Annotated in this window: 9 protein-coding genes; 2 read left to right on the top strand and 7 right to left on the bottom strand. The window is 34.1% G+C overall.

Going from position 1 to position 13,494, the window contains the following annotated elements; genetic code table 11:
* Positions 1-195: 195 nt before the first annotated feature.
* The 6 genes from ilvC to OZP12_RS10785 all read right to left on the bottom strand — a co-directional run bounded on the left by ilvC (position 196) and on the right by OZP12_RS10785 (position 8,354).
* Positions 196-1,671 (bottom strand): ketol-acid reductoisomerase, encoded by a 1,476-nt coding sequence (gene ilvC / locus OZP12_RS10810; protein WP_281224986.1) that lies wholly within the window; start codon positions 1,669-1,671, stop codon positions 196-198.
* An 81-nt stretch (positions 1,672-1,752) separates the two neighbouring features.
* A complete protein-coding gene (gene ilvN, locus OZP12_RS10805; protein ID WP_281224985.1) occupies positions 1,753-2,274 on the bottom strand; it encodes an acetolactate synthase small subunit in 522 nt (173 codons plus the stop codon).
* A gap of 13 nt (positions 2,275-2,287) precedes the next feature.
* Positions 2,288-3,982 carry a biosynthetic-type acetolactate synthase large subunit gene (ilvB, locus tag OZP12_RS10800; RefSeq protein WP_281224984.1) on the bottom strand — a complete coding sequence of 565 codons (1,695 nt, stop codon included), beginning with the start codon at positions 3,980-3,982 and terminating at the stop codon, positions 2,288-2,290.
* A gap of 85 nt (positions 3,983-4,067) precedes the next feature.
* Positions 4,068-5,741 (bottom strand): dihydroxy-acid dehydratase, encoded by a 1,674-nt coding sequence (gene ilvD, locus OZP12_RS10795; RefSeq protein ID WP_281224983.1) that lies wholly within the window; start codon positions 5,739-5,741, stop codon positions 4,068-4,070.
* Between the two features lie 297 nt (positions 5,742-6,038).
* On the bottom strand, positions 6,039-7,154 hold the full coding sequence (gene leuB / locus OZP12_RS10790; protein WP_281224981.1) for a 3-isopropylmalate dehydrogenase: 1,116 nt from the start codon (positions 7,152-7,154) through the stop codon (positions 6,039-6,041).
* 36 nt (positions 7,155-7,190) lie between these two features.
* Positions 7,191-8,354 (bottom strand): 2-isopropylmalate synthase, encoded by a 1,164-nt coding sequence (locus tag OZP12_RS10785; RefSeq protein ID WP_281224980.1) that lies wholly within the window; start codon positions 8,352-8,354, stop codon positions 7,191-7,193.
* 154 nt (positions 8,355-8,508) lie between these two features.
* Between OZP12_RS10785 and OZP12_RS10780 the strand changes: the two genes are divergently transcribed.
* Both OZP12_RS10780 and OZP12_RS10775 read left to right on the top strand, forming a co-directional pair.
* Positions 8,509-10,053, top strand: a complete 1,545-nt coding sequence (locus tag OZP12_RS10780; protein ID WP_281224979.1) for a hypothetical protein — start codon at positions 8,509-8,511, stop codon at positions 10,051-10,053.
* Between the two features lie 190 nt (positions 10,054-10,243).
* Positions 10,244-12,346 carry an LTA synthase family protein gene (locus tag OZP12_RS10775; RefSeq protein WP_281224978.1) on the top strand — a complete coding sequence of 701 codons (2,103 nt, stop codon included), beginning with the start codon at positions 10,244-10,246 and terminating at the stop codon, positions 12,344-12,346.
* 80 nt (positions 12,347-12,426) lie between these two features.
* Here OZP12_RS10775 and OZP12_RS10770 read toward each other — a convergent pair whose 3' ends face one another.
* Entirely contained in the window at positions 12,427-13,428 is a 1,002-nt protein-coding gene (locus tag OZP12_RS10770) for a zinc dependent phospholipase C family protein (RefSeq protein ID WP_281224977.1), read from the bottom strand.
* Positions 13,429-13,494: the final 66 nt, after the last annotated feature.

The following is a 13,494-nucleotide window of genomic DNA, read 5'->3' as shown; positions in this document are numbered from 1 at the left end:
TTTAATAAGGGCTTTTATTATAAAATACTTGGGATTACTTCACTTAACTTACAGCTCGTTCGAAGTTAAGTGAATGTAATAATGCATAAATATCATCAATTGTCCAATAAGTGCTTACTAATTCAAAATATTTAAACCTGTTTGATACTATGCAAATCCCAGCACAACCTTATCTGGTTGAGTATATTTTATTTTTTATCCAACGATTTTTTTCATCGCTGTCATTGACTCTCTCAACCAAGCTCCAACTTCTTCAACTGGATGGTTTCTGATAATCGAGTTAACTTCAATTAATTCTTTATTGTCAACACCATTATCTCCATTGTTAAATGGACGTCCCACTAAGTTACTTGGTGCATTTTTCACGTATTCAGCGATTAATGGTTTACAAGCGTGGTCAAATAAATAACATCCGTACTCAGCAGTATCAGAAATTACACGGTTCATTTCGAATAATTTCTTTCTTGCAATTGTGTTTGCAATAAGTGGAGTTTCGTGTAATGATTCATAGTAAGCTGATTCTTCGATAATTCCTGAATCTGTCATAGCTTCGAAAGCTAATTCAACACCAGCTCTTACCATTGCAACCATCAATACACCATTATCAAAATATTCCTGCTCAGAAATTTCAACATTTCCAGCTGGAGTTTTTTCGAAATTAGTTTCTCCTGTTGCTGCTCTCCAAGTCAATAAGTTTTTGTCATCATTAGCCCAGTCTTCCATCATTGTTTTAGAGAAGTGTCCAGAAATGATATCATCCATATGTTTTTGGAACAACGGACGCATAATATCTTTCAATTCTTCAGAAACTTTGAATGCTTCAATTTTTGCAGGGTTAGACAATCTATCCATCATGTTAGTGATACCACCGTATTTCAAAGCTTCAGTGATAGTTTCCCATCCGTATTGGATTAATTTAGAAGCATATCCTGGCTCAACACCTTCAGCAACCATTTTATCGAAACATAAGATAGAACCTGTTTGCAATAATCCACATAAGATTGTTTGCTCACCCATTAAATCTGATTTTACTTCAGCAACGAATGAAGATCTCAATACACCTGCTCTATTTCCTCCTGTAGCAACAGCATAAGCTTTAGCTTGGTCTAATCCAAATCCGTTTGGATCGTTTTCAGGGTGAACCGCAATAAGTGTTGGTACACCAAAACCTCTTTTATACTCTTCACGTACTTCAGATCCCGGACATTTAGGAGCACACATAATAACTGTTAAGTCTTTACGGATTTGCATTCCTTCTTCAACGATGTTGAATCCGTGAGAATATGATAAAGTAGCTCCTTGCTTCATTAATGGCATAATTGCAGTAACTACCGCTGTGTGTTGTTTATCTGGAGTAAGGTTACATACTAAATCAGCTGTTGGGATTAATTCTTCATAAGTTCCCACTTTGAAACCATTATCAGTTGCATTTTTCCAAGAAGCTCTTTTTTCAGCGATAGCCTCAGCACGTAATGCATAAGAAATATCTAAACCAGAATCTCTCATATTCAAACCTTGGTTCAAACCTTGGGCACCACAACCTACAATGACTACTTTTTTTCCTGCTAAAGCCTCTATTCCATTTGCAAATTCTGATTGATCCATGAATTCGCAAACTCCTAATTGTTCTAATTGTAATCTAAGTGGTAATGAATTGAAATAATTTGCCATTTTTTTTAATATTTAATGAATGTAAAATTTAATAATTGAAAATTGTAATCTGCTAATTTACAAATTTGTACAGATTGTATTTTATTTAAATGCTTCTAATATTGCTGAAATTTCCATTTTTTGTTTGGAAATCGAAATTCTTCCCGAACGGGCAAACTGCATAATTCCAAAAGGCTTCAGTTTTTCGTATAATTCCTCAATTTCCGAACGTTTTCCAGATTTTGAAATCACAAAAAACTCTCTCGATACGGTCACAATTTCAGATTTACTGTCTTTGATGATATTCTGAATCTGTCTTTCGTCAAAAAGTAGATTGGAAGCTATTTTGAAGATTGCACTTTCTAAAAAGATAGTCTCCTCATCTATATGATAAAAAGCCTTAATAACCTCAATTTGTTTTTCGATCTGGCCAACAATATTTTGTACCCATTTTTCAGTTGTATTTACTACAATGATAAATCTAGAAACATTTTCGATTTCAGATTCTGATACATTTAAGCTCAATATATTTATATGGCGTTTCAAAAATATACCTGATATTCTATTAAGTAAGCCAACGTTATTTTCTGAATAAACAGAAATAGTGAACATTTTATTTTCCATTTTTCTTCTTTTTTTAGCTTAATCTCATTTCTGATACCGATGCTCCAGTTGGAATCATTGGAAATACATTATTTTCTTTTTCTATCATAACTTCCAAGAAATAAGAATCTTTTGAAGCCAGCATTTCAGCGATTGCTCCATCTAAATCTTCTCTTTTGGTCACTTTTTTTGCTTTTATATGATATCCTTCAGCGATAGCAACGAAATTTGGATTTATCATCACAGTTGAAGCATATCTGCTATCAAAAAATAATTCTTGCCATTGACGTACCATTCCTAAAAACTCATTGTTCAAAACAACAATTTTTACAGGAACTTTAGTTTGAAAAATAGTTCCTAACTCTTGTATATTCATTTGAAAACCTCCGTCTCCAATAATTGCGACAACTTCTCTTTCTGGTTTTCCCATTTTTGCACCAATAGAAGCTGGCAAAGCAAATCCCATAGTTCCTAAACCTCCAGAAGTGATATTACTTTTGGTTGAATTGAATTTTGCATATCGGCAGGCAAACATTTGATGTTGTCCTACATCTGATACAATAATTGCATCACCGTTAGAATGTTTATTAATCATTTCAATAGTTTCTCCCATTGAAATTCCATCTTTAACCGGATTTAACTCTTCTTGAATTACAGCATCAAATTCAACTTTATATTTCTCTTTGAATTCGTTATGCCAAGCATCATGCTTATTATTTTCAATAAGAGGAAGCAAAGCTGTCAATGACTCCTTAACATCAGCCAATACAGCAACATCTGTTTTTACGTTTTTATCAACTTCGGCTGGGTCAATTTCAAAATGAATTACTTTTGCCTGCTTAGCATAAGTAGCTAAATTTCCAGTAACACGATCATCGAAACGCATTCCCAACGCAATTAAAACATCACATTCATTGGTTAATAAATTAGGCCCATAATTACCATGCATCCCTACCATTCCTACATTTAACGGATGATCTGTTGGCAATGCAGAAAGTCCCAGAATAGTCCAAGCAGCAGGAATTCCTGATTTTTCAACCAAAGCTTTTAATTCTGCTTCAGCCTGCCCAAGGATTATTCCCTGACCAAATATGATATATGGTTTTTTAGCACTATTAATTAAATCAGCAGCTTGTTTAATTTTTTCAAGATTTAAAGTAGGTCTTGGAGTATAACTTCTGATACTGGTGCATTTTTTGTAACTAAAATCCATTTGATCAAATTGAGCATTTTTCGTAATGTCAATCAATACTGGCCCTGGACGTCCTGATCTAGCTATAAAAAAAGCCTTTGCTATAATTTCCGGAATTTGCGAAGCTTCGGTTATTTGAAAATTCCACTTCGTAACCGGAGTAGAAATTCCGATAATATCAGTTTCCTGAAACGCATCTGATCCTAATAAATGTCTTCCAACTTGTCCTGTAATACATACAATAGGTGTTGAATCAATTTGAGCATCGGCAATACCTGTTACCAAATTAGTTGCTCCCGGTCCAGAAGTTGCAATCGCAACCCCAACTTTTCCTGTCGCTCTGGCAAAACCTTGAGCGGCATGAATAGCTCCTTGTTCATGTCTTACCAAAACATGGTGCAATTCGTCTTGAAATTTATACAATTCGTCATAAACGGGCATTATCGCCCCACCAGGATAACCATAAACTAGGTTTACTCCTTCAGCCAATAAACATCTGATAACGGCTTCTGCTCCTGAAATTCTATTATTTTCCATTTTATATTATTTTAGCTTTTGCAAATTTTATTTCGCGACAGCTTTTTTTGTCTATTTAGTTTCCACTTTTTATTGTGAAATATGATTATTTATCGGTTACGCAGCCAGTTGAAGCACTTGAAACCGATCTTGCATATTTAAGTAAAACTCCTTTTGTCACTTTTAAAGGAGGCTGAACCCAACTCGCTTTACGAGCTGCAAATTCCTCATCTGATATCTTCAGGTTAATTGTATTGTTTACCGCATCAATAGCAATCAAATCACCATCTTTTACTAGTGCAATACCACCACCATCATATGCTTCTGGTGTAACGTGACCTACCACGAATCCGTGTGAACCTCCGGAGAATCTACCATCTGTGATTAACGCACAAGTACTTCCTAAACCAGCTCCAATAATTGCAGATGTAGGTTTTAGCATTTCAGGCATTCCCGGACCACCTTTTGGTCCACAACCTCTAATGACGACTACATTACCTGGTTTAATCTTTCCGGCTTGTAACCCAGGAATTACTTCAAATTCGCCTTCAAAGACAACTGCTGGTCCTTCGAAATATTCTCCTTCTTTTCCACTAATTTTTGCTACAGCACCTTCAGAAGCAAGATTTCCATACAAAACCTGAATATTTCCTGTTGGTTTCAACGCCTTTTGAATATCGTGAATTACTTCTTGACCGTCTTGTAAATCTGGAGTAGAAGCCAAATTTTCAGCTACTGTTTTTCCTGTTACTGTTAAACAGTCACCGTGAATAAGTCCAACTTTTAATAAATATTTCATTACTGAAGGAATACCTCCAACTTCATAAATATCCTCCATCATATATTTACCACTTGGTTTCATATCTGCAAGAACTGGAGTTCTGTCATTTATAGCCTGAAAATCATCCAAAGTGATTGTAATTCCAACTGAATGTGCCATTGCGATCAAGTGCATAACTGCATTTGTTGAACCTCCTAAAACTGCTACAATTGTAATAGCGTTTTCAAAAGCTTTGCGAGTCATGATATCTTTTGGCTTAATATCTTTTTCTAATAATACCTTAATAGCAGCTCCTGCAGCAAGACATTCATCTCTTTTCTCCTGACTTAAAGCAGGATTTGAAGAACTGTATGGCAAACTCATCCCTAAAGCTTCGATTGCAGAAGACATAGTATTTGCTGTGTACATACCACCACAAGCACCAGCTCCCGGACAAGCATTTTGAATCACACCTTTAAAATCTTCCGGAGTAATTTCGCCTTTTACTTTTTTACCTAAAGCTTCAAATGCAGAAACGATATTTAAAGATTCACCTTTCCATTTTCCAGAGTGAATTGAACCTCCATAAACCATAATAGCTGGGCGGTTTAATCGCCCCATTGCGATTAATGCTCCAGGCATATTTTTATCACAACCAGGAATTGCAATTAAACTATCATACCATTGTGCTCCCACGACAGTTTCAATAGAATCAGCAATTACATCGCGAGAAACCAATGAATAACGCATTCCTTCAGTTCCATTCGAAATTCCGTCACTTACACCAATGGTATTAAAAATAAGCCCGACCAGATCCGCATCCCAAACACCTTTTTTAACATCTTTTGCTAAATCATTCAAGTGCATGTTACAAGTATTACCATCGTAACCCATGCTTACAATTCCAACTTGTGCTTTTTTTAGATCCTCCTCGGTTAAACCAATTCCGTACAACATAGCTTGTGCGGCAGGCTGAGTAGCATCTTGCGTTATCGTCTTGCTGTATTTATTTAATTCCATTTATATTTAGTGTAATTTGTAAATTCAAATTTTTATCTAAAAAAAAACCTCCCAAAAAATTATGGGAGGTTTTAAATAAGCTTTACTTATATTTATACCAATCCCTTTGCATATGTGATTACCACAATGACACTTAAAATCACAAGGACGTTGGTAGTATATTTCATTTTATTATGTTATAGTGTTTTGTTTTTTTGACACCGCAAAAGTACAAAAAACAAACCCAACAACAAAACATTTTACCAACAATCTAAGACTTTTTAGTGATATAATGCAATATTTTATGAATTCTATTGATTAAACGATAGTTGACTGTCCAATTTGAACATTATCGTTTTTAAAATACAAATCATCTTTACTTAAAATAACATTCGAAATAAAATCTCCAACATCATTTGTTCCAAATCTTGAATCCGGATTTAAATCTATTGTAACCACTTTATACTCAATCGCTTTTTCAACTGCTTCATACACTTTTCTGGCCTCCTTTTCCAATCCAAAATGCTGCAACAACATTGCTGCTGACAAAATAGAAGCAATAGGATTTGCTATATTCTTTCCTCTTGCCTGAGGATAAGAACCATGAATAGGTTCAAAAAGCGCTTTAGTATCACCAACCGAAGCCGAAGGCAACAAACCAATTGACCCCATTATCGCACAAGCTTCATCTGAAAGTATATCTCCAAATAAATTCTCTGTCAAAATCACATCGTATTGTTTGGGATCAGTGATAATTTGCATCGCCACATTATCAATATACTGGCATTCCAATTTCACATCAGGATATTGAAGCGCAATTTTTTTGACCAATTTTCTCCACAATCTGGAAGTTTCAAGAACATTTGCTTTATCAACCAATGTCACTTTTTTTCTTCTTTTTTGTGCCGATTTGAATGCTAAATGTGTAATTCTAGTAATTTCTTCTTCGGAATATTCACATATATCAGAAGCAAATGTCCCTTCTTCATTCAAAATCTTTTCTCCGTAATAAGATCCTCCCGTAAGTTCTCTGAAAACAACGAAATCCACATTTTCAATAACCTCTTTTTTGATTGGAGAAGCATCCAATAAATTTTTAAAAGGCTTTATAGGTCTAATATTAGCATAAAGCCCTAATTCCTTTCTAAGTCTCAACAATCCTTGTTCCGGACGTACCTTAGCATCCGGATTGTTATCGTATTTTGGATTACCGATAGCCCCGAACAAAACAGCATCGGTATTCAAACAAAGATTTAATGTTTGCTCAGGCAGAGGATTTCTCGTTTTTTCGATTGCCACTGCGCCGATCAAAGCATCTTCAAAAATAAACTCATGATCATAGGCAACACTAATGGCATACAAAGCTTTTTTGGCTTGCAAAATAACTTCAGGTCCTACTCCATCCCCAGAAAGCACTGCTATTTTTAGGTTCATTTCTATTTGTTTTTTAAAGTAATTATCTACTATAAATTAGCTCACACTTATTTTACTAGCTTCAATAATTTGGTGAATATCTTCATCCAAAACTTCTTTTTTGATATCTGCAAATTTCAAAAACTCAACATAAACGATATCCAATTGCGTTTTGGTAAGTTCATAACCTACTTTTTTAGCTCTGTAAGCCAAAGCAGCTCTACCGCTTCTTGCTGTCAAAATAATAGACGACTCATTGACACCAACATCTAATGGATCCATGATTTCGTAAGTAGCTCTATTTTTAATCACACCATCCTGATGAATTCCAGAACTATGTGCAAAAGCATTAGCCCCAACGATAGCCTTATTAGGCTGAACAATCATTCCCATACTATCAGAAACCAATCGACTCATTTCGTTCAATTGTTTACTGTCAATATCAGTATATAAATTAAGGTAAGGATGCTGTTTAAAGATCATAACTACTTCTTCAAGAGCAGTGTTTCCAGCTCTTTCCCCTATACCATTAATAGTACACTCGATTTGACGCGCTCCATTTATAGCTCCTGAAATTGAATTGGCGGTTGCCATTCCTAAATCATTATGACAGTGACAAGAAAGAATAACATTTTCAATACCTTTAACATTCTCTCTAAGGTATTTTATTTTTGCTCCGTATTCTTCTGGTAAGCAATACCCAGTTGTATCAGGTATATTAAGTACAGTAGCCCCTGATTTAATTACTTCTTCGCAAACTTTTGCCAAGAAAGCATTATCAGTTCTACCTGCATCTTCTGCATAAAATTCTACATCTTCAACATAAGATTTAGCATGAGCTACAGCATGTTTTGCTCTTGCGATTACATCCTCTGGAGTAGTTTGTAATTTGTGATAAATATGAGAATCAGAGGTTCCGATTCCTGTATGTATTCTAGGTTTAACCGCACCTTTCAAAGCGGCAGCAGCAACATCAATATCATTTTCTACAGCTCTTGTAAGCCCACACACAGTTGCATTTTTAACAATTTTACATATTTCGGAAACAGATAAAAAATCACCAGGGCTAGAAACAGGGAAACCGGCTTCGATGATATCAACACCCATTTCATCTAGTCGATTGGCTATCACTAGTTTTTGTTTGGTGTCTAATTTACATCCTGGAACTTGTTCTCCATCTCTTAAAGTGGTGTCAAAAATTTGGACTTTCTCTCTATTCATTTTAATTTATTTAATGTAATTTCACATCTCAAAACAAAAATAGTTTTCATTTACTTAGAACTAAACTTGTTTTTATATAAATATACTACTTATAAAGTAAATTTTATCAATACAACAAACTGTAAATCAATATTTTAAATACTTTTATAATACAATGGCTAACCATCAAAAAGATTTTTTATTTGTATTAATAAAATCCCTTTCCAAATCTGAAAAAAGACAGTTCAAGATATTTGCAAGCCGATTGGAGACGAGTTCCAATACCAAGTTCATAGAACTATTTAATATTTTGGACAAATCAGAAGTATATGATGAAAAACTGATTTTAAAGAGCGGTTTGATAAAAAAGGCACAACTATCCAACCTAAAATCCTATTTGTACAAGCAAATTTTGGTTAGTATCCGCTTAAATATCCCCAGTCAAAATATAAGATACCAACTGAGAGAACAAATCGATTTTGCCGCAATTCTTTACAACAAAGGACTTTACAAGCAAAGTTTGAAAATATTAGATAAAACCAAGCAACAAGCCATCGAAAATGACGAGAAATATATGGCTTTTGAAATTGTCGAATTTGAAAAACTAATCGAGTCGCAATACATCACCCGAAGTATTCAAGGACGCGCTGATGAATTGGTCATTCAGGCAAAAGAATTAAACTATCGCAATACCATTTCGAGTAAATTATCCAATTTATCGCTTCAATTATACAGTATCATGCTTAAAACAGGATATGTAAAAAGCGATGAAGAATACAAATACATTGATGATTATTTCAACAAACACATTTCTCGCTTAGACAAATCCAAGTTTGAGTTCAGGGAGAAATATTGGTATTATAACGCGAATTTATGGAGGAGTTTCTTAGTACAGGATTTTCTTGCCTCCTATAAGTATGCCTACAAATGGGTGAATTTGTTTTACGACAACCCAAATATGATTTTCCTGAATCCTGTTTTCTTCCTGAAAGGGAATCATTACTTTTTGGAGTCATTATTTATGCTTAAGTACAAATCCAACTTCAAAAAGTATTTGGAATTACTGGAAGAAACAATCAGCGATCCTCGTTTTCCGGTAAATGATAATATTGCTTCGTTGTCATTTCTTTATATATATAACAACAAATTGAACTACCATATCCTGGAAGGCACATTCGCAGAAGCCGAATACTTAATCCCTGAAATTTTAAGCAAAATAAAAATTCATAGTGAACATATGGATGAACACCATGAAATGATGTTCTATTACAAAATTGCCTGTATTTATTTTGGAAATGAAAAATATCAGGATTGCATTCTTTATTTGGAGAAAATCATCAACAACAAAAACCTTACAATGAGGGAAGATTTGATGTGTTTCGCCCGAATTTTATGTTTGATTGCTCATTACGAACTCGGAAAGGATTATTATTTGGAAAACCAACTAAAAAATACTTATAAGTTTTTACTCAAAATGAATGATTTGCATGAGGTACAAAAAGAAATGATTCGTTTCCTAAAGAATCTGAGTAATTTATATCCAAGCGATATTAAAAAAGAGTTCATTAAAATGAGAGAGCGCTTTATAGAACTGGAAAAAAACACTTACGAGAAAAGAGCTTTCCTTTATTTGGATATTATTTCCTGGCTGGAAAGCAAAATCGAGAACCGAAAAATAGGTGATATTATTAAAGAAAAAGCAAAGTTGATTAACCGATAACATTTTAGAGTTTACATACACTCACAAAAGCAAATACTAAATCTTCATGTTTAAAAACTGAAGTTTTTTTAGTTAAAAAAGTCACAGGCACGACTTTTGGTCCACATTTTTACAGTTTTGAAATTATTCTAACATTTTTTTAAAAACAATCAAATGTTAAAAACATTATTTTTGCCAAAAATTTAACCTTATGTCATTATTCAAAAAGTTCTCTCCTTTTTACAATCTCGCACTTTTTTATATTCTTGTGAGTTTCGTTTTAAGAATCGTTTTGGCTTTACATCCTATAACACAAACATCATTTACTCTTATCGACAGCTTAAAAATCTTTTCATTCGGACTGATTTCAGATGCTTTTGTTTTTGCTATTGCAACAGGATTCTTGTGGTTATACTTGATTTTTATATCCAATTCAAAATACAACAAGCCTTATGGTTATATCATATTTGGTTTGTTGGTGGCGCTATTCCTCTATATCGCATCAGGAAAAACCATTTTGAATGAATACGGAGGTGCTTTACCAAAAATCGGGATGATTTTTGTGGGTATCAAAACTTTGCTTTTTGGTCTATTACTCTTTTTACCAAAATACCGAAGCAAAATCAGGTTTTGGCTCTTCACTTTTGTGACATTTTTATACGTTGTAATTATCCTTCAAAACGGAATCAGCGAATATTTTTTCTGGAATGAATTTGGAGTTAAATACAATTTTATAGCCGTTAACTATTTGGTTTACACCAATGAAGTCATCGGAAATATTATGGAATCATATCCCGTAATTCCGATATTTTCGGCCCTATTCCTGGTAGCTGGAACCGTAACTTACTTTATTGTCAGAAGAACCAGAAACTATATTGATGACATTCCTACTTTTACTGAGAAATTAAAATTATCCGCTGTATATCTAACTCTATTTGGACTTTCTTTTTTGGCAGTTCCTTATTTGGCAAAAAAAGAAAACTCTCAAAATGTTTTTGCGAACGAATTACAAGCCAACGGAATTTACCGTTTTTATCTGGCTTTCATAAACAGTGAATTGGATTATTTTAAATTCTACAAAACACTTCCAGAAAAAGAAGCTTTTGCCTTATTGGACAAACAAATACCTTCTATGTCTGCAAAATCAACCGTGAGAGAAATCAAAAGCGATTCGGCTGAAATTCCTAAAAATGTAGTTTTGATTACTATCGAAAGTTACAGCGCCGATTTCATGAAAATGTATGGAAATGACCAAAACATCACTCCTTTCCTTGATGATTTGGCACAAAAAAGTTTGTTATTTACCAATTTATACGCCGTTGGAAACAGAACCGTTCGTGGTCTGGAAGCTGTTACTTTATGCTTTCCTCCTACTGCGGGAGAAAGCGTTGTAAAAAGAAAGGACAATAAAAACAAATTCTCGACAGCTTCTATTTTTAAACAAAAAGGATACAACGTGAAATTCCTTTACGGAGGTGATGCCTTTTTTGACAATATGGAAGATTTCTTTGGAGGAAATGGCTACGATATTGTCGATAAAAAAACATTCACTCCCGAAGAAGTTACTTTTGCTAATATTTGGGGGGTTTGTGACGAAGATATGGCCAACAAAGCCATTAAAACTATGAACAACGAGGCCAAAACCGGCAAACCGTTTTTCAATCATTGGATGACCGTGAGCAATCACCGTCCATTTACCTATCCAAACAACAAAATTGATATTCCTGGCGACATTAAATCCCGTGAAGGTGGCGTAAAATACACGGATTACGCTTTAAAAAGATTCTTTGATATGGCAAGCAAACAACCTTGGTTCAAAAATACCGTATTTGTTATTCTTGCCGATCACTGCGCTTCGAGTGCTGGAAAAACAGAGCTTCCTGTGGATAAATACAGAATTCCGGCCATGATTTACAGTCCGGGCTTTGTTCAGCCTCAAAAATATACGAATATAATGTCTCAGATTGATATTATGCCAACGCTTTTTGGATTATTGCATTTTAATTATCAAAGCAAATTTTACGGACAAGATGTTTTGAAATCGGATTATAAACCAAGAGCTTTGATTGCAACCTATCAAGATTTAGGGCTAATAAAGGACAATGTTCTGACGATACTTTCTCCTAAACAAACCGTAAAACAGTTTCAATTGACTTTAAAACCAGACCAAAAATTGCCAACCGATTTTCAAATCTATTACAATCAAGTTCCTTTGGATAAAGAAAGAACTGATCTTGTAAACGATGCCGTATCGTATTATCAAACCGCTTCAGATTTATTAAAGAAAAAACAATATCAAATGATTGCTAAATAATTTTAGTCATTTAAACAAAACGAAAAAGCCTGTAAACTCATCATTTACAGGCTTTATTATTTATTCTAAACTCTTGAATTTTAAAATTCAGTTTCACTTTCCATACCAAAAAGCTTTCCAGTTTTCCAAAGCTTCAAATCACGTTGCAGATTCTTCTTATTACGATTCGTCAATTCTTTGGCATCCAAACCATCAAGATTTGGTTTTCCTGCATTAACCCAGGCTGTGTACCAAAAATTAGATGTTGCAACAATCGCTTTTCTCATCTGGTTTTCTACCATTCCGTTTAAAGCGGTGTTGAATTTCGTCACATATTCTTTAGAATAAATCAAATCACCATATTTATTTTTTGCAGTATTTCCCTTTTCGTCCTTATCATACATAGTCTCTGCGGTAAAAGATTCACGTACTTTTTTATCAATTGCCAAAAGAGGATCTACTTGACTGTGAGAATCTTTCAACATGTCCCAAGTTGCTTTTTCAACATTTTCAATATACTTGGCTTCACCGGTATAGAAATTATAGTTTTTACCAAACATCTGCGGAATACGGGACTCCCACATAGCATGAATCCCTTTTTGATTAGTAAGCTGTCCGTCATGGTTTGCAGAAGTATGCAAAGGCATGTTTGCATCACCAATATAATGCGCCAAATCACCTGCCAAAAACAAAATTTCAGTTTTTCTTTTATCTTTGAAAGCTTTCGTCAATTTGGTCATCGTTTCCTGAATATACCAAGGCAGAATACCATTATCAGCTAAAAATTTATCATCGTACTTTTTCTTTGCCTCTTCAAATGATAGAGGAACGGAATTAATGTCTCCAAAATTCTCCATATCCATATAATGCCTTGGATATTCGGCTTTATCGCGTAAAGTATATTTACGCAAATCAGGAACTGATGATTCCTGGGTTATAAAATCAATATGATTGTAAAAGAATGTCTGTAACGGTTTTGGCAAGGCCATAACTGCCGCATTATTAATATGTTCATGCCCAAAAACACCCCAAGACAAAGTAATAAAAGCAAAACTAATTGCAGAAAAAACAAGTACTGTTCGTTTAAATTTAAATTTTTTCATTATTTTTATTTTTTTGAATTACAAATGTATTTTTTTTAAAGATAATTTAAGCAAATCAGCTTTAAA

Source organism: Flavobacterium aquiphilum, assembly GCF_027111335.1.
GTDB lineage: Bacteria > Bacteroidota > Bacteroidia > Flavobacteriales > Flavobacteriaceae > Flavobacterium > Flavobacterium aquiphilum.
The sequence above is the reverse complement of the archived record's forward strand: the minus strand, read 5'-3'. Positions and strand labels throughout refer to the sequence as shown.

What these genes read in the sequence shown, in the direction of transcription:
- ilvC (WP_281224986.1), bottom strand. Translation starts at nt 1,671, where the DNA reads ATGGCAAATTATTTCAATTCATTACCACTTAGATTACAATTAGAACAA.
- ilvN (WP_281224985.1), bottom strand. Translation starts at nt 2,274, where the DNA reads ATGGAAAATAAAATGTTCACTATTTCTGTTTATTCAGAAAATAACGTT.
- ilvB (WP_281224984.1), bottom strand. Translation starts at nt 3,982, where the DNA reads ATGGAAAATAATAGAATTTCAGGAGCAGAAGCCGTTATCAGATGTTTA.
- ilvD (WP_281224983.1), bottom strand. Translation starts at nt 5,741, where the DNA reads ATGGAATTAAATAAATACAGCAAGACGATAACGCAAGATGCTACTCAG.
- leuB (WP_281224981.1), bottom strand. Translation starts at nt 7,154, where the DNA reads ATGAACCTAAAAATAGCAGTGCTTTCTGGGGATGGAGTAGGACCTGAA.
- OZP12_RS10785 (WP_281224980.1), bottom strand. Translation starts at nt 8,354, where the DNA reads ATGAATAGAGAGAAAGTCCAAATTTTTGACACCACTTTAAGAGATGGA.
- OZP12_RS10780 (WP_281224979.1), top strand. Translation starts at nt 8,509, where the DNA reads ATGGCTAACCATCAAAAAGATTTTTTATTTGTATTAATAAAATCCCTT.
- OZP12_RS10775 (WP_281224978.1), top strand. Translation starts at nt 10,244, where the DNA reads ATGTCATTATTCAAAAAGTTCTCTCCTTTTTACAATCTCGCACTTTTT.
- OZP12_RS10770 (WP_281224977.1), bottom strand. Translation starts at nt 13,428, where the DNA reads ATGAAAAAATTTAAATTTAAACGAACAGTACTTGTTTTTTCTGCAATT.